This is a genomic window from Vibrio sp. S9_S30 (assembly GCF_014694455.1).
Classification (GTDB): domain Bacteria; phylum Pseudomonadota; class Gammaproteobacteria; order Enterobacterales; family Vibrionaceae; genus Vibrio.
The window spans coordinates 291,463-308,047 of the sequence record NZ_JAAUWT010000003.1 but is presented as its reverse complement, the minus strand read 5'-3'; the positions used below and the strand labels follow the sequence as shown (position 1 = coordinate 308,047).

General features: G+C 43.3%; 15 protein-coding genes and 1 pseudogene. 6 read left to right on the top strand and 10 right to left on the bottom strand.

What is annotated here, in order from left to right; all coding sequences use genetic code 11:
* Positions 1-47: 47 nt before the first annotated feature.
* The 3 genes from HC752_RS05360 to HC752_RS25400 form a co-directional block, all read right to left on the bottom strand.
* Positions 48-485, bottom strand: a complete 438-nt coding sequence (locus HC752_RS05360; protein WP_190334091.1) for a DUF5360 family protein — start codon at positions 483-485, stop codon at positions 48-50.
* A 21-nt stretch (positions 486-506) separates the two neighbouring features.
* Positions 507-833, bottom strand: a complete 327-nt coding sequence (locus HC752_RS05355; RefSeq protein ID WP_190334090.1) for a DMT family transporter — start codon at positions 831-833, stop codon at positions 507-509.
* A 278-nt stretch (positions 834-1,111) separates the two neighbouring features.
* On the bottom strand, positions 1,112-1,753 hold the full coding sequence (locus HC752_RS25400) for an acyltransferase family protein (protein ID WP_446751423.1): 642 nt from the start codon (positions 1,751-1,753) through the stop codon (positions 1,112-1,114).
* Between the two features lie 287 nt (positions 1,754-2,040).
* Here HC752_RS25400 and HC752_RS24755 point away from each other — a divergent pair.
* The 3 genes and pseudogenes from HC752_RS24755 to HC752_RS05340 all read left to right on the top strand — a co-directional run.
* Positions 2,041-2,163, top strand: a pseudogene (locus tag HC752_RS24755) (IS630 family transposase); the annotation flags it as partial.
* Between the two features lie 862 nt (positions 2,164-3,025).
* Complete coding sequence (locus HC752_RS05345) at positions 3,026-4,027, top strand: metal-dependent hydrolase (RefSeq protein WP_190334088.1); 1,002 nt, start codon at positions 3,026-3,028, stop codon at positions 4,025-4,027.
* Positions 4,028-4,073: 46 nt separating this feature from the next.
* Positions 4,074-4,220 (top strand): hypothetical protein, encoded by a 147-nt coding sequence (locus HC752_RS05340; protein ID WP_190334087.1) that lies wholly within the window; start codon positions 4,074-4,076, stop codon positions 4,218-4,220.
* A gap of 201 nt (positions 4,221-4,421) precedes the next feature.
* Here the strand turns inward: HC752_RS05340 and HC752_RS05335 are convergent, their stop codons facing one another.
* Positions 4,422-6,233, bottom strand: a complete 1,812-nt coding sequence (locus HC752_RS05335) for a glycosyl hydrolase family 18 protein (protein WP_190334086.1) — start codon at positions 6,231-6,233, stop codon at positions 4,422-4,424.
* A gap of 1,729 nt (positions 6,234-7,962) precedes the next feature.
* Here HC752_RS05335 and HC752_RS05330 point away from each other — a divergent pair.
* Complete coding sequence (locus HC752_RS05330) at positions 7,963-8,961, top strand: hypothetical protein (RefSeq protein ID WP_190334085.1); 999 nt, start codon at positions 7,963-7,965, stop codon at positions 8,959-8,961.
* Positions 8,962-9,236: 275 nt separating this feature from the next.
* On the opposite strand, the gene HC752_RS05325 is transcribed toward HC752_RS05330, so the two are convergent.
* On the bottom strand, positions 9,237-9,713 hold the full coding sequence (locus tag HC752_RS05325; RefSeq protein WP_190334084.1) for a YHS domain-containing (seleno)protein: 477 nt from the start codon (positions 9,711-9,713) through the stop codon (positions 9,237-9,239).
* 112 nt (positions 9,714-9,825) lie between these two features.
* Between HC752_RS05325 and HC752_RS05320 the strand changes: the two genes are divergently transcribed.
* Entirely contained in the window at positions 9,826-10,668 is an 843-nt protein-coding gene (locus HC752_RS05320; RefSeq protein ID WP_190334083.1) for an AraC family transcriptional regulator, read from the top strand.
* Complete coding sequence (gene rbsK, locus HC752_RS05315) at positions 10,665-11,588, top strand: ribokinase (RefSeq protein WP_190334082.1); 924 nt, start codon at positions 10,665-10,667, stop codon at positions 11,586-11,588. Before HC752_RS05320 ends, rbsK begins: the two co-directional genes overlap by 4 nt.
* Before the next feature lie 29 nt (positions 11,589-11,617).
* Here the strand turns inward: rbsK and HC752_RS05310 are convergent, their stop codons facing one another.
* The 5 genes from HC752_RS05310 to HC752_RS05290 all read right to left on the bottom strand — a co-directional run bounded on the left by HC752_RS05310 (position 11,618) and on the right by HC752_RS05290 (position 16,558).
* Entirely contained in the window at positions 11,618-12,376 is a 759-nt protein-coding gene (locus HC752_RS05310) for a DeoR/GlpR family transcriptional regulator (RefSeq protein ID WP_190334081.1), read from the bottom strand.
* Positions 12,377-12,458: 82 nt separating this feature from the next.
* Positions 12,459-12,878 carry a GNAT family N-acetyltransferase gene (locus tag HC752_RS05305; protein WP_190334080.1) on the bottom strand — a complete coding sequence of 140 codons (420 nt, stop codon included), beginning with the start codon at positions 12,876-12,878 and terminating at the stop codon, positions 12,459-12,461.
* Positions 12,879-13,116: 238 nt separating this feature from the next.
* Positions 13,117-13,782 carry an HAD family hydrolase gene (locus tag HC752_RS05300; RefSeq protein WP_190334079.1) on the bottom strand — a complete coding sequence of 222 codons (666 nt, stop codon included), beginning with the start codon at positions 13,780-13,782 and terminating at the stop codon, positions 13,117-13,119.
* 122 nt (positions 13,783-13,904) lie between these two features.
* Positions 13,905-15,440, bottom strand: a complete 1,536-nt coding sequence (locus HC752_RS05295; protein ID WP_190334078.1) for a xylulokinase — start codon at positions 15,438-15,440, stop codon at positions 13,905-13,907.
* Between the two features lie 26 nt (positions 15,441-15,466).
* Positions 15,467-16,558: a sn-glycerol-3-phosphate ABC transporter ATP-binding protein UgpC gene (locus tag HC752_RS05290; protein ID WP_190334077.1), complete on the bottom strand. Its 1,092-nt coding sequence runs from the start codon at positions 16,556-16,558 to the stop codon at positions 15,467-15,469.
* Between the last annotated feature and the right edge of the window lie 27 nt (positions 16,559-16,585).

Here is a 16,585-nt window from a genome sequence, read left to right as displayed (position 1 = left end):
CTTGGGTATAAATCTGTTCCAAATTAAAATGTTCTACTATCTTTGTTTTAGCTAACTTGCTCGCGTAAAATAGGCTCGTCTGAGCATCGCTTTGCTTTAATAAACTGTGTCAACAAACACCAAGAAGAAAGCCCAAGTAACCAAAGATTTACCCCCCACCAAAAAACGTCAAACTCTCTCATGATTGTCCAATATGAGATAGCCATGATTCCTGCACAGAACATGAGTGACAAAGAGAAAATTGAGAGAAAATTCTTATTCACTTGGCTTATACCACTAAATCGACTGACTAAACCCAAGACGACAAACATAATATCCATAGGGAAGAAAGACCAGTTCCATGCCACAACGATCTTGTTTTTATGATCGGAGTACATATATTCCGGCGGAATGGAAATAGTATTTGTAGTGTCTAGAATCGCTAATATCCAATAAGCTGCCATTCCTAGCTCTGTTATAGTTAATAGCGTGTTTTTCACGTTCATGTAGTTGTATCCCTTTTAGAACTAAATACTGTTTGAAAATATATGGACGATCAATACGCCCGAAATTATCATAGACATCCCCAATATTGCTGGTAAATCTAAGTTTTGTTTGAATATGAAAAAACCAACGAGGGAAATCAATACAATCCCAAATCCCGACCAAACAGCATACGCGACACCTATTGGTATGGACATTAAAGTGAGCGATAGAAAATAAAAAGCACCTGCATAACCTAAAACAACAATTATAGAAGGTATAAGATTTGTAAAACCTTTCGATGATTTTAGGGATGATGTTGCGATTACCTCAAATATAACTGCTACGAACAGATATAACCAATTACTCATAAATAATCCAAATATTCCTTGAAGTGTAAATTACTCAAAATGTGGCTTGACCTCTGAGTGGTTTATTATTTTCCTTTCCCTCAGATTTAAGGATGGCTTCTCAATTAACTTGTAAAAAATCAGTGCACATAAGATGCAAATGGGTATAGACGCAAGCATGATAGTTAGAAACCTAATGTCATCTGACTCCGAAATAGTTCTGGCGAAATATCTATCTATGATTGCTATAATTGGGGCATGTATAAGATATAAACTATATGAAAATACACCAAGCGACATTAACATCTCAATATCTTGGGTGTTCCAAGTGCATTCATTGAAATTAACAAAAAAGAAGTAGATACAGCAAGTATCGTATCCAAATATATCAAATAATCATGAGCGTTTCTTATGCCAATAACGATACAAGATAAGACCAGTATAACAAATAGAAAAACACCTAAAACCAAAAGTTTTCCTGCATTCTCTTTATTTATTGAAGAACCAAGATATGAACTGAGCATACCCATAACAAAAAATAGTATGAGACCTAGAAACTGTGGAGGAACTGATGTTAATCCTATAGCTTCAAGAATAATAATCGTCGTGTAGACTAGAATTGACACGCCAACAAGTAGTGATAAGGCGCCGAATCTTCTCCATATATACAAGAAAAACAAGAATAGAAAGTATAGTTTAAACTCTAGAGCCACTGACCAAAAAACATAATTTATCTGTGTTCCACCAAAAAGGTCATTCAGCAATAAAAAATGACTGATAATTCCTTCGAGAGTAATAGGAATGGATATATCCCATTGAGAACCATCTGGCACATTAAGGAATAAATATACAAGAGCTAGGGAAAACAATAGCGCACAATAGTATGGAGGGATAATTCGCAAAGCTCTTCTAAATACAAACCTCCTCTTACTAGATGTAATGGTAAAGTTATTATCTAGAGTTTTTATATTTATTGATCGGTTGTACTGCTGATTAAATTATTATAACTCCTGTGGGAGTGAAAATGTTTTATTGGATTTGTGGATAGATGTTCGACGTAAGTCTCCGAGATTTGAAATTAACAATAGCATTAATTAATAAAGTGTTAATGTCATCGAGATATTAATAATAACAGTAATAGATGAATATTTGCTTTGCTTTTATTGCTTCAAATCAAGGAAATAAATATATTTATTGAACATGGTTGATTTATTTAGTGATGAGGATCATGCTACACACTATGAAAATGACTCTAACCGAAAGCCAACAACAAGAACTCGATAGCCAGCATGGTAAGACTCGTGATAGCCGAGTGTGTGACCGGATAAAATCGGTGCTACTTGCATCTGAAGTTAGCTGTACACCTCCATAGTCTCATTTAGCTCAACATATTTCTGTGCCAGACGCTCATTAGCGCTCTTTAAGTCGTCTGCAAAGGTACAAGAACTAAAAGTTAAAATTAGGAGAGCTATTGATTTAAAGCGCATTGTAAATACATTCCTAGAATAGACGGTTTTTTCCTATTGCAAATCGCTGCTCGTTTTTGAGGCTCCTACAAGTTATTCCCTTATCGGGGAAGGATTAGGGCACAAGCTCAATAATCCGAAATTATTTTCGATTTTCAATCGGATATTGACTTGGTTACTCGTAGCCGTTGCAATCAGTTTAAGGTTCGAGACCGTGTATCTTCCTATTTTTTACCCTACTTCATGAAGTTCATCGCAAACCCACTTTCTTGATAAAAAATTACATAAATTCGATTGAATATTGAGAATGAAGTCATTAATATTTTCGGCTTGATTACGCTAGGTGAATAATTTCGAGCGTAATGATTCATGCAGTTTGAGGTTCAAGATGTTCAATAAGTACTATGTATTCGTTCCAAGTGAATTGGAAAATGAAAGCAAAAACAATAATAACGCGTCATGCGAAAAAGAAGCTCAACGTCAGGCATTGGTAAAGCAAGCCCAGGAAGAAGCGCTTTAATCCAATACATTTGGATTCCGCAATTCCACTGCTCCATGCATTGAAAAAGCCTCGAAGACCATATCGATCTTCGAGGCTTTTTTGTGTGTCCAGACCGCGTTTTAGATACCCAGATTAGCGAACTCGTTCATTACCTTTTACACTGAAATCACGCCAAATTTGATGATCTTAGATTTAGGTAACACAGTATAACCGTGTTCGGCTAAAACCTTATTTGAGGGTACTTGATGGATCCATTAACGCAGGGCTTATTGGGCGCTTCTTTGCCTCAGTCGGTGAGCAAAAAACAGCATTTGATTGTGGTGGGAGTGTTAGGGTTCCTTGCTGGCATGGCGCCAGATTTGGATGTACTCATTCGTTCATCAACCGACCCACTGCTGTTTTTGGAATTCCACCGGCAGTTCACTCATTCCCTCCTGTTCATCCCAATTGGAAGCTTAATCTGTGCTTTGGTTTTGCACCAGCTTGTCTCAAAAAGGCGCGGGCTTTCATTTAAACAAAGCTGGGTCTTTTGTGCACTAGGTTATGGCACTCATGCCCTGCTGGATTCCTGCACCAGCTATGGCACACAGCTGTTTTGGCCCTTGAGTAATGCACGTTATGCTTGGAACACGGTGTCTATTATCGATCCTGCATTTACGCTTCCCATATTGGTACTACTTATATTTGCAATACTGAAGCGAAACCCTTTGTTTTCCCGTGTCGCCTTTCTTTGGGTACTGGTCTATCTGACGTTTGGAATGATTCAAAGAGACAGAGCGGAAACGGCAGGCTGGCAATTGGCTCAAGAAAGACAGCACGCACCGATTAAACTTGAAGCCAAACCAAGTTTTGCGAACCTTTTACTTTGGAAAGTGGTTTACGAAACCGAAGACAGTTATTACGTGGATGCGGTGAGGGTGGGAACGTCTGTGAAAACTTACCCCGGTGAGTCCGTGGCTAAGTTGGATGTCGGGCGAGACTTCCCATGGCTCGATCCGAATTCACAGCAAGCCAAAGATATCGAACGTTTCCGCTGGTTTTCTAATGGGTACATCGCGCAGGACCCAACCGACGAGTTACGTATCATCGACGTACGTTATTCTGTTGTGCCAAATCAGCTAAATGCACTTTGGAGCATCAGGTTATCTCCAACCGCTTCTGAAGAAACGCACGTAGAGTACGCGACTCACAGGGACAACTCCCCAACGTCCAGAGCGTTGTTTCTTGACATGCTATTGGATGATTGATGGAAGCCACTTTGGTGGCGTATAACATAGGGAAATTAATCACTTGATGAAGTGGAAAAAAACGGCGGCAAAATCGTTATTCCCAAAACCGCTCATGCTGACGAAAGTGGATTCTTTGCTATTTTCCTTGATTCAGAAGGAAACAGAATGGGGTTACATTCCCCAAATTAATTCAGAAAAAGCTAACGCCTGATTACGGGTAACGAATAACGCCAAGATCAGGTTTCAGTCTTTAACCCCGCACATCGACTCTATTTATTTGAAAAGCCTCGAAGAACACAATGGGTCTGGAGGCGCTTTTGGTGTTGTAGGGAAGTGTAATTTGCCAAAAAAACCCCTGTTTTGGATGAACCAGAGCAGGGGTTGAATGAGAGAATACTAATTATTGGTGGTATTAGTTAGCTGGTTCCCAGTTACCCCACTTATCTTTTTGATACGCCACTTTAGGGTTATCGCTGCCTGCAGGAGCCCAACTCCGTGCATACCATTTTTCATTTTCGAACATTACGAACGTACCTTGCTGATAAGTCTTGGTAGCATCCCACTGTTCAACAGTCGAATCGGTTGGTTTTGTTGTCTCAGCTGGTTGCGTTGGCTCAGCTGGTTTTGTTGTCTCAGCTGGTTTTGTTGGCTCAGCGGGTTGCGTTGTCTCAGCTGGCTGCGTTGGCTCAGCTGGTTTTGTTGGCTCAGCGGGTTGCGTTGGCGGAGCAATCGGCTTGATAGAACCAGCCTTAATGCCCGTTAAGACTTTACAGTCTTCTTCAGACAGCTTGTTTCCATTTACATCAATGAATCCACACGTATTAATAGCGTTAGTCATGTCTAGCTTAGTCTGAGTCGCTTTATAACCTAAGCCTTCACGTGCTGCATTGATGTGGTAGCCAGGGTCGTGATCAACCATCCAGTTGAAAATACCGCCTAGATTACGTTTTTTAGCGTACACCGCTTTCGCGTAAACAGTTCGAGGTGTATCAACACTTATGAACTGTTTGGTATTTTTGTTGAACAGGAAGTCTGCGTTGGCATCTATGTCGGTATAAATATCATAACCTTGTAGACCAGTAGCGCCTGTGCTCTTGTAGCTGATCAGTTTGTTTGCGTAATCAAAAAGCTCAGAAGAAGCCGGATCATAACTTTTGTTTGTTGATCTATCCGGTGTAAAAGAGCCCACCAACGGAGAAACACTGTCAAGTTTCACTTCACCTGCGTTACGGCTGTAGTTTGTATAACCGATATGAATGACGTTTGATGGAATGCCAAGTACATCGATCATATAGTCAATTGATTTCTCAGCAGAGTGGAAAGACTCGTCATTTTTTAGCTGTTCGCCTGACAAGTTGGTGTGGTGGGCAAGTTTGTCTTGCCATTCGCCCATAAAGTCGTATGTCATTAAGTGGATATAATCCAAACCGTTATCAAGCAATGCTTTGATGTTTGATGCGTCCAGTTTTGTAGCAGGTGCACCAGCAGCGATAGCAATTTTCTTGGCTTGTAGGCCGGCAGTGTCTAGAGCCGTACGCAGCTCTTTAATAAGAAGGGCGTAGTTCTCCCCATCCTCTGGTAACCATGAGTTTTTCTCAGCACCATTTCCACCTGGGTATTCCCAATCGATATCGATTTGGTCAAACATTGGATATAGAGTGAACCACTTTACAGCACTGTCGACAAACACTTTACGAGTCTGAGCAGAACTTGCCATGCGAGAGAATGGTTCAGATAGCGACCAGCCACCCACACTGAAAGCAAGCTCTAAGCCTGGATCGCGTTTCTTCATTTCACGAAAAACGGCAACTAGTCCCCCTGCGGCTTCCTGACCGTTTTCAAAGTTAGATTGACTCGGGCCGGCTCCTAAATCTTTATGGAGATCTGACCACGGGTCGGTAAACACAATGGTGAAGTCAGGGTAACCACCCGCTGCACACACTCTCTCTGTAGACTCAACTGCAGTAATAATCGTCGGGTCACCAATCTTGGCACCACAAAGCGACATGAAAGAATACACTAACTTGTCGTATTTTCCTTCAATTTCATTGACATTAAAGCCACGTTCGTACAGACCCCAGTTAGAGATATAACCTGATACTGGTAATAATGACGCATTATCTTCGTAGGTATTAAATACCTTTTCTGCTTGAGTCCATGAAGGACCAGCACTATACGCAGCGGTACTGCACGCCGCTAATATAGCTAAACTTACTATTTTCATAGATGTTTTCATTTTATCTACCTTTAATAAATAACAAAAAATTAAGTTTTAATGATTTTGAATGTTTCTTGTTTCACCAAGATTATCTTTGTTACCGCTAATAATTACGTTATATATTTTATTAAATTTGATCTATATGCATCATGGTTTATATCTGATTTATTAACACTATATATATAAAAAAAATGAGATAAAATTTATTACAAATCATAGTGTTATATTTTATTGTCAATTTGTTGTTATTATATTTTTCTTTTATTAATATTTGTTTTGTGATTTTTATTCTAATTAATTTACGCCAAAAAAACTCAGTCTTATAAGTGAGATTTATTTATTTTTTAAAATTTTTTGGAATAAAAATTCAAAGAAAGTGATGTCTTATAATGGTTAGGGGTAGAATTCCTTATAATGAGTTTTCTATGTTGCTGAATATTTATTTACAGATGAATATACCGCACGGAGTTACCTATTATTCCGTTCCTTATACTGTATTTTTTGTATCCATCATTTATATTTTTGATCGTGATTCAGAATAATTATAGGAAGGTCATTTGGCATGTTATCAATTAAAAATAAGGTGCCAAACTTCAAGCGCTATAACGACATGTTGCAGTAACCCCAAAAAGGTAACCGAGGCATCAATGTTGCCCGTCGTTTAGCTGAACTAGACCGCTTGGTTAAATCAGAAGTCAGGGAAATGAAGAGCTCATTCGCTGCTGAAGACTGTAAAAACAATATTGTTAATATATAGAGAATCCTAGATCGAATGAGTTCGACTTCATACATTTTTAAAATATTAAAGTTATTTAATATTGGCGATTTTTAGTTACTTATTGGTAGTTTGATTAATATAAGAACGTTTAAAGGGTAATATTATCTTTATTTAGTGGGTTTACACTGGAACCGAACATTCTGTATATGGCTTGATGGATAATGTGATATGAAGACAAGGCTTTATGAGATAGATTCATTTAGATTCATTTAGATTTTTGTCCGCAAATTTTGTTGTGATTTTTCATGATACGTATTCTGCACATATGGCAGATCATGCACCTGTTACCGATCTCGAAGCACCCGCATTTGGAGCCGTTACGCCCATATGGGTATTCATTCCTTTTTTATTATTCGTGGGTTCGTGATTCTCATGAGCATAGAATAGGGCAGTGCACGCCAAGTTTTTACGTCACGTTTTTCTCGCTTGTTTCCTGCCTATTGGATCGCATGAGTTCTAACCAGTATTATTACCGTATATTTTAGTGGTTCTTAATTCTTGGTTGATTGGGCGTAATTTCTTTCCAATTTAACTATGGTTAATGAGTGGTTCGAATATTCAGCGGTAGATGGAGCATAGTGGACTCTTTTTCCGAAAGTGAAATGTTACTTACCGGTATTTGTCTTGTTGCATTTGAAACTGATAAAGTATTTTCAGCAGGTGGTGCCTTAGTCTTAATTACATCAACCGCTGTATTATTTCATCCTTTCAATGCACTATACTTCCATCCATCTTACAACTTCCATCCATCTCTCAACTCCCATCAATCTCACATGTGTGATCATGCTGGTTTCTCTACATTTTCCTATTGAAACCGTCAATATCTACATCAAAATAAAGGGGGATATTGAATGCCAACGGGTCTGATTGCCTGTTGGTGGATAGCGGTCTAAACAACCTGAATTCAGGTTAAATAATCATCATCAAATAGATGCTCGCAATCTATCGAGGGAAAACATGCAAATTTCTACGCTTTCTCGCACGTCACTGACGTTTTCAATACTGATTCTGGCTATACCAGCTCATTCCATTGAGCTGACAGAGAAGCAGATCGAACTCAGCATCAATACTCAAATGGCTTGGATGAAAGACAAAGGTGCTTTTTCTGAATTGGCTGCCTGCAGTGGTAAGCCAGAAGCAACCATCACGAAAGGCATCCGTAGCCTTCTAGAAAAGTGTCTAAAAGGTGATGAGAATCAATTTGAGCTTTGCTATCGCAATGAGCTTAAATCTGTACTCGGGGTAACGGATGCGCGCTTAGAAGCCTGCATCGGTCAATACGGTAATGATGAAGAAGACCAGTATTACGCTCTAAAAGAGAAAGAAGAGAAACTGCTGGATAAAATCGATGAACTCTCAAGCAGTGGTGATGATTCCGACGTTCACCGAGATAAAATTGAAGCGCTAGAGCAACAATTGCAAGATCTATATCGAGAAATGGAACCATTGGAACAAGCCGCCGCGGAACAAACCAATCGCGAATGGGAAATCGCGACAAACGAGGTGCGGAAGATGAACAAAAAGCTTGCTCCACTTGAAGAGCATCCAGAGCATAATATGCCACTCGAACTCGATGAACCTTGGCGTGGAATGCCACCCAACTTTGATCATCTCCCAGATGAGCAACAGATGGCAAAAGAAGCCCAATGGTCGACTTGTGCCAATATGATTGTAGATGTGACCCTTTCTGCGGAAAGCATTGGTGCAGTAAAACGTCAACCTGAAGCGTACGGCATTACCGATGAGCAAAATCAGCAAGCATTGCGAGAACAATACCACGCTTCTTATGGCACTTTCCTCGATACGATCGATAGAAAGATTCTAGAAATCAGCTTAAATGATTGGGAGTTTGCACATACCGCCAAAGGCATGTACGACATATCCAAAAAAGCGTGGGATTGGTGTCAAGCGCAGCCCCCTGAACAGTTTATTGATATTGATGACTCTCGCCTCTAAACAGAGCACAAAGGGAGTGTCGTTTTAAGAGCACTTCTAACGGGGCGAGCTTTCAGGCAATAACCAATAACCGATAGCCAATAAACAATAAACAATAAACAATAGCCGATAACCTAAGAAATCCTCATCGCCAGAGCCGGTGGTTTAGGGATGGCAATGAAAAAAGCCCCGTTAGGGGCTTTTTTCATGGGCGCTAACCCAAGACAGGGAATAAAAAGATCCCTTGCAAAGGACATGGACAGAGGGAGAGAGTCTCAATGCAAGGGAGGGGAAACTTACAGCTTATCAGCGCTTACGCTTTTGATTTCAGGCCAGTTTCCGTTCGCGGTTTTAACAAACCCGGTCACATCTTCTAACCAGCGTTTTTGTACTGATTTATCTAGGTTTAGGTACAGCTTGCCTTCTTCGACCTTCCACGCCAGTGGATCCGTATCAAATTTCTTACCCATTGCGACGCCAAATGCACAGTAGCCACCGTATTGTGGTGCGTATGCTGCTGGGTTAGCGCGGAAAGCATCGCGGTTTTCAGCAGAAGCGAAATGGTAAATCGCATTTTTGTAAGTCGCTGAAAATTCTGGGTTGCCGACGGTTGGCTCACTTGCTGTAAAGTAGGCCACTGGGTCGTAGCCCTTAATTGCGAGGTCATTGGTGTCAGCACTTACGTCAATATCCGCTGCCAGTACCGAGAAAGGCAGCATTGCGATTCCACCAAGAGCGACAAAGCGTTTCAACGTTTTTTTTGCAACAGACATATAAAGACTCCTTATTTTCTTTTTCTCGTCCGATGTGAAGTAATTTAAATGAGAATCTCGGTCTATTTGGGTACATAAGTGCGTAAAAGTGTGCCAATAGTCCGAGGTTTCCATGGATGCTTTATCTAAACTGATACAACAACTTTCTATGCGGTCTGAAGTTTTCTATACGGGGCAGCTCTGTGGCGCCTCGTCATTTGGGACTGATGAAAAGAATCAAGGGCACCTTCATATTGTGCGTGAGGGAAAACTGATCCTGCGTGATCATAAAGGGAAGGAAATGAAGATCGATGAGCCCTCTATTGTGTATTTTCCTCAAACCGTTCCTCACGTTATTGAAGGGCTATCGGATGGGGCTAAATTGGTGTGTTCTACAATTGAATACAGTGAAGGGAAGTGGGAACTGATTTTTTCAGCGTTGCCAGACAGCATTGTGATTCCGTTTAGAGCATTGCCAGCATTGTCGCCCATAATGGAAGGATTGTTTCTTGAAGCGGAAAATGCAGAATTAGGTCAGCAGGTGATTCTAGATAAGTTGAGTGATGTCATGATGATCATGCTTTTTCGCCATATTGTGGAAAGCAATTTGGTGAAGCAAGGCGTACTGTCTGGGCTATCACACCCACGGCTGTCGGGTGTGTTGGATATGATTCATCAACTTCCTTATAAAGCTTTCACGATGGAAGACATGGCGGAAAAAGGCGCGATGTCGAGAACGGTTTTCATCGATACCTTTAAAAAAGTGGTGGGCATGACTCCCGGCCATTACATCGCGCATTGGCGCATTGGAGTGGCACAATCGCTTATGTTGCAAGGCAAGCCGATGCATTGGGTATTGGATCACGTGGGGTACGAGAGTTATTCCGGTTTCAGCAAGGTGTTTCGGAAAATTACTGGGGTGTCTCCCCGTCAATGGATGGCATTAAGAAAAGAGGCTGATGAAAGAAAATTATGAACGGAATTGTTGTGTTAGGAAGCATCAACGCTGATCACGTTTTGCAGGTTGCAGCGTTTCCACGCCCCGGAGAAACCTTAAAAGGTCGAAACTATCGGGTTATTGCGGGGGGAAAAGGTGCGAATCAAGCGGTGACTGCTGTACGGTTGGGTGCCGACACCCATTTTATTGCGTGTGTTGGTGACGATCCTTTTGGCTTAGGGATCCGAAAACAATATCAATCGGATGGAATTAACGTCTCTGGGATAAAGGTGGAGCCCGATTGCGCCACTGGCATTGCGATGATCCAAGTGGCAGAAAGCGGCGAGAATACCATTTGTCTTTCGGCAGAAGCCAATGATCGCCTTACTGCAAAGGTGGTGTCGGATTTTTCGGCAATCATAGAGCAGGGCGATTACTTGTTGGTCCAACTCGAAACGCCGATTTCAGGTATAGAGAAAGCGATAGATATCGCGTATTGCGCCAACAAAAAGGTTGTACTTAACCCAGCACCGGCAAGAGCACTCTCCAATAACCTGCTTTCCAAACTTAATCTCATCACCCCCAATGAAACGGAAGCTCAAATCCTGACAGGAATTGACGTGACGGATCCTGTATCTGCCTCGCAAGCGGCGCAAGTGCTCCATCAAAAAGGCGTATTTACTGTGCTGATTACTTTGGGCGCAAAGGGGGTGTGGGTAAGTCAGGAGGGTATTGGCTACTTGATTCCAGGTTTTACAGTGGATGTGGTGGATACCACTGCCGCTGGCGACACATTCAATGGGGCGTTATTAGTCGGGTTATCCAATGGCAAATCGTTGGAAGATGCGGTCATCTTTGCCCAAGCCGCGGCGGCAATCTCGGTAACACGGCTGGGGGCACAAACGTCCATTCCATTCATCGATGAAGTGGAAGCGTTCTTAAAAAATCAAGGAAAGTGAATGAGGGCGAAGGGTGCCCCTCAATGCGATTAGCACACCACCAGCTCCACATCATGCTGCTTGATCACGTCAACCAAGTCCGAGGCTGGTAATTCATCAGTAAACAACGAATCGACTTGAGAAATATGCCCTAGGTTCACCATGGCACCACGGTTGAACTTGCTGCTGTCGGCCGCCAATAATGTTTGGCGTGAGCTGGCAATAATGGCTTGTGCTATTTTCACTTCAGAATAATCAAAATCGAGCATGCTGCCGTCGGAATCAATACCCGAGATGCTTATGATGCCAAAATCCATCCGAAATTGTTCGATGAACTCTCGCGTGGCTTCCCCAATAATACCGCCATCTTTATTGCGGATCTGACCGCCAGCGATGATGACGGTAAAGTCCTCTTTTGGCATCAAAATACTGGCAACATTGATGTTATTCGTGACCACTTTGAGATCTTTATGGTTGAGCAATGCAGTCGCCACCGCTTCCGTTGTTGTACCGATATCAATGAACATGGAGGCGCCATTAGGAATTTTCTTGACCAATTCAGTCGCGATACGGGCTTTTTCTTCCTGATGGCTGATTTTTCGGGTGGAGTAGGCTTCATTTTCTGTGCTGGAGTAGAGCGATGCCCCACCATGATGGCGGCTGATGAGCCCTTGTTGAGCAAGTTCATTAAGATCGCGTCGAATCGTTTGGGGGCTGACGTTAAACGTATCAACAAAAGCTTCAGTGGAAAGGAACCCTTGCTCGTCCAATAAAGCGAGTATTTCATGATGACGTTGCGTTTGTTTCAAGGTTAACTCCGGATCGTGATAGAGGTGACTTCAGGTAACATACCCAAGGTCATTTGGGGCGTTTACCTTGGGTTTCCAACCATCATATCAAAGTCTTCTGATAAAATATTTTATCTGTGCCATCTTGTGGGTAACCCACGTAACGACCCACTTCGCGAAAGCCATGATTTTGGTAAAATTCGGGCGCCTGAAAATTGTAAGTGTCTAGAAACACCTTTGTAATCCGCATTTTTCGAGCTTCCCTTTCAGCTGTTTTCAGCAGCTTAGTGCCAACGCCTTTACGCCGAAGGGTCTCATGAACCCAAATTCTATGGATGTGGAGAGAATCATAGAATAAGTGCGCTGCAATCCCACCAATAATTTGGTGGTGCGGATCTCGAATAAACAATGCCAAAACCTTTTCATCTAACCCCTGAAAAAAGGGTTCATTGAATTCTTTTAAAGCTTGATAAATCGATTCTAAATCGTGTTTGCTAGGATGATAAGTCACTTCTATGATCATGTAGCCTACCTGAATATTAGAGCAGTAAGCCCAAGGTGGCTTGCAATATCACCTTAGGAGGAATAGGGTTTTCAAAAAGTATATACCCAGCTTACGGAAGATGCAGGGTTCGAACTGAATTTTTTTGATGCATATTGAAAGAGTTAAACAGTAGCCCCGCTTCTTATGTGAATTTCTTGCGACAAAAATATCGTTTGTCGTTCGTATGAAGATTTAGGCGTTGCCCATTCGGTTTTTGTTACTCACGGTTGGTTAGGGCACCAAGCAGCGTTTGTGCATCTTGAACAAGGGTGACATCGCTAGAGAATTTGTGCCGGTTTTCCTCTATAGGCACACCAATGACTTGCATTCCTGCAAGGAGCCCTGCTTTTGCGCCGAGTACGCTGTCTTCAATCACCGCGAGCTTGTTTGGCTCGATATCAATGAGGTAAGCGGCGCGCAAATACCCTTCAGGTGAAGGCTTTCCACTCTTTACATCATTTCTTGTAACCATCGTCATACCTGGCGTTTCAATGTGAAGAGCAGCGAGGCTGGCATTAACCAAGATCCGATCCGAATTCGTCACAATCGCTTGCGGTACGCCCAGTTCATGGAAGACTTTGAAAACTTCACAACCGTAAAGGGGGGTGACTTCGTTGCTGTGAGCGCAAAAGTATTGATAGTTAGAGGCTCGATAATCGTCAAACGAAACGGTTAAATCGTATGTATTGCGAAAGTACTCGAAGGTTTCACTTCCTTCGGTTCCCAATACGTTTTGAATGTCGTCGTGCGTCGGGTTTACCCCATACTGATTCAGTGTGTGGCGAATGGCTCGTTCGTGGATGGGTTCGCTGTCGGCAAGGGTGCCGTCCATGTCCCAGAGTACGCCGTCGAATTTGAGTTGCTCTGTGTCTATTTTTAACATGCGTTTTCCTTGTTCTGCGTATCGGTGAGCCAATGTTGCTCAATATACACTGAGCACTGTGCAAGTATCCGAGCTCCATGTCTTATCTTTGCTTGTGCTCAATTAAAGTACAGAGAAAAAGTTTAAACGTTCGGCAAGATCGCGTCTTCTAATGTATCGAGTTCGCTGTAAAGGTCGCTTGTTGCCGCCTTGATTTTATTGAACATCGGGTACATGAGATCGTATGTCTCTTTCCATGCTGGGTTCGGTTGGATTTCCTTTTCGTATTGAACCATGTGTCGCGCTGCATCGGACAATGTATTGAAATGCCCAGTGGCCGTTGCGGCAATCGCCGTCGCACCTATTACGCCACACTCCGCTTCTTTAGGTACCAGTATCGGTGTGTTGTACATGCTGGCTTTGATTTGCAGCCAGAGTAGAGATTTCGCGCCGCCGCTTGCGGCAATAATGCGTTCAACGTTGGTATCGGAGCCGTGCTTGGTACGCACATCGCTCATTTGCTCGATTTGTCTGCGAACAGCAAACGCGACACCTTCCAATACACTTCGGTGCAGATCGGCTAGGTTATGGCGACTGTTTAACCCAAAAAATTGTGCACGCGAGTGACGAGTGGCACCGAGCCGTTCTCCGGTCAAATAAGGTAAAAAGAACAGTTGTTGGCTACCGGCTGGCGATTCGGCGGCTTTTGCCGTTGCCGCTTCATACGACAGAGCGTTTTCGTTCATGGCTCGTCTTGCCCATCGCACCGCATCGCCTCCCGCATCCAATAATGAAAATGCCCCCCAAAGATTCCCGGGGATCAATACGTTGCAGACTTCTTCGTGCCTTACAGGCGCGCTATTTGCGATGGTGATGATGGAAGAGGTGCCCGTCACATCGGAGCCTATGCCGGGCTCGGTCACGCCCGAACCAACCAACGTCACAGGGAAATCACCACCTCCCACCACCACGGGAATTCCCTCGGGCAACCCCGTTTCTTGCGCAGCCTTAAATGAAATGGCCCCAAGTACATCCAATGGATCGCGTAAGGGGGGCAGTAAACGACGTGGCACACCCAACTGTGACAGCATGGTATGCGACCATTCTTTGGTTTCAGCATCCATTAAAAAACTGGCAGATGCTTCTGTCGTGTCAAACGCAATATGGCCGGTTAGCCGAAAGTTGATGAAATCTTTCGGCATCAATACTTTCCAGCTTTTTTCCAAAAGTTCAGGTTCATTGTCTGCAAACCATTGCAGTTTGAACCCTGGCCAAGCCGGAGTGGGTGGGTTAGCGGTATGGGCTAAACAACGCTCTATTCCGAAGCGATCTTGATATTGATGAACGTGGTTTATGGTGCGTTTGTCGTTCCACAGTGGCACATATTCACGTGTGGGTTGACCAGCCTTGTTGATCAGTACGGTGCCATGCATTTGACCGCAACATGCCACGGCAACAATATCGGATTTTTGCTGCCCAATTTGCTGGATAACCGCATGAATGGATTCACATGCACCCTGCCACCAATCGGCCGGACGTTGTTCGCACCAACCATATTTGGGGACATGTTGATCGTGCTCTTTAGCCGAAAAAGCCAGGATGTTTCCGTTCTTATTGACGGCAGCCGCTCGCACCGATCCTGTTCCTACGTCAATAACCAAAAATAGGGGGGTTGCCATGGTGACCTCTTTGCCAATCTTAGGTGTCAGTTATCTATTCGTAATTCACTGTTTATATCGAAATAGTGTGCTTTTGACATGTCGATGTGAATGCCGCACAACTGGTCTAGGGTTGCTGGGAAATGACTGTCTATCTGGGCGGTAAATGGTGCGCCACCTAAGTCGGAAATCACCAGTGTGTGCGAGCCAAGAGGCTCTATTGCCCTAGGGTGAACAGTAACGACATTGCTTGCATCGAGAGTGGGGGCATCTTGAGTGTGTTCAGGACGAATACCCAGTACGACTTGGGCATCACAGTACGGGTTGAGTGACATTTGATGATCCGGTGATACATCAAGGGTTTCGCCCGTGTCTAAGGTAACAACGGTTGCGTCGGGTCCCACCGTCACACGGGTAAAGTTCATGCTAGGGGTGCCAATGAATTCCGCCACAAATCGATTGGCGGGTTTCTCATAGATCTCGATGGGTGAGGCAAATTGCTCGATGTGTCCATTTTGCATCACCACGACGCGATCGGCCATGGTCATGGCTTCCACTTGGTCATGGGTAACATACACCGCCGTTGTGCCGAGCTTGCGTTGGAGTTGTTTGATTTCCGTGCGCATTTCAACGCGCAGTTTCGCGTCTAAATTGGATAGGGGTTCATCAAATAAAAACAAGTCAGGGTGCCTAACGATGGCACGCCCTATGGCGACTCTTTGGCGTTGACCACCGGAAAGATGACGAGGTTTTCTCTCAAGCAGTGCGTTAATGCCAAGCAATTCACTTGCATCCGACACTCTTTTTTTAATGACATCTTGAGGTTCCTTCCTCACCTTCATGCCGTAAGCGATGTTCTCGTATACCGTCATGTGTGGGTATAGTGCGTAGTTTTGAAACACCATGGCACAGTTACGTGTCCCAGGTTGTTCATCGGTGACGTCACGCTCTGAAATGGCGATTTGCCCATCGGTGACGGGCTCCAAACCCGCGATCATTCGCAATGTGGTGGTTTTCCCGCATCCAGATGGACCGACAAGAACCACAAATTCCCCCTGTTTAATGTCGAGATTCAGATCCGGTATCACGCGGATATCACCGTAGGATTTGCTGATGTTGGTTAAGCTAACGTGTGTCACTGTGACAACTCCCTGTCTGGTGGGAAC

What these genes read in the sequence shown, in the direction of transcription:
- HC752_RS05360 (WP_190334091.1), bottom strand. Translation starts at nt 485, where the DNA reads ATGAACGTGAAAAACACGCTATTAACTATAACAGAGCTAGGAATGGCA.
- HC752_RS05355 (WP_190334090.1), bottom strand. Translation starts at nt 833, where the DNA reads ATGAGTAATTGGTTATATCTGTTCGTAGCAGTTATATTTGAGGTAATC.
- HC752_RS05345 (WP_190334088.1), top strand. Translation starts at nt 3,026, where the DNA reads ATGGATCCATTAACGCAGGGCTTATTGGGCGCTTCTTTGCCTCAGTCG.
- HC752_RS05340 (WP_190334087.1), top strand. Translation starts at nt 4,074, where the DNA reads ATGAAGTGGAAAAAAACGGCGGCAAAATCGTTATTCCCAAAACCGCTC.
- HC752_RS05335 (WP_190334086.1), bottom strand. Translation starts at nt 6,233, where the DNA reads ATGAAAATAGTAAGTTTAGCTATATTAGCGGCGTGCAGTACCGCTGCG.
- HC752_RS05330 (WP_190334085.1), top strand. Translation starts at nt 7,963, where the DNA reads ATGCAAATTTCTACGCTTTCTCGCACGTCACTGACGTTTTCAATACTG.
- HC752_RS05325 (WP_190334084.1), bottom strand. Translation starts at nt 9,713, where the DNA reads ATGTCTGTTGCAAAAAAAACGTTGAAACGCTTTGTCGCTCTTGGTGGA.
- HC752_RS05320 (WP_190334083.1), top strand. Translation starts at nt 9,826, where the DNA reads ATGGATGCTTTATCTAAACTGATACAACAACTTTCTATGCGGTCTGAA.
- rbsK (WP_190334082.1), top strand. Translation starts at nt 10,665, where the DNA reads ATGAACGGAATTGTTGTGTTAGGAAGCATCAACGCTGATCACGTTTTG.
- HC752_RS05305 (WP_190334080.1), bottom strand. Translation starts at nt 12,878, where the DNA reads ATGATCATAGAAGTGACTTATCATCCTAGCAAACACGATTTAGAATCG.
- HC752_RS05300 (WP_190334079.1), bottom strand. Translation starts at nt 13,782, where the DNA reads ATGTTAAAAATAGACACAGAGCAACTCAAATTCGACGGCGTACTCTGG.
- HC752_RS05295 (WP_190334078.1), bottom strand. Translation starts at nt 15,440, where the DNA reads ATGGCAACCCCCCTATTTTTGGTTATTGACGTAGGAACAGGATCGGTG.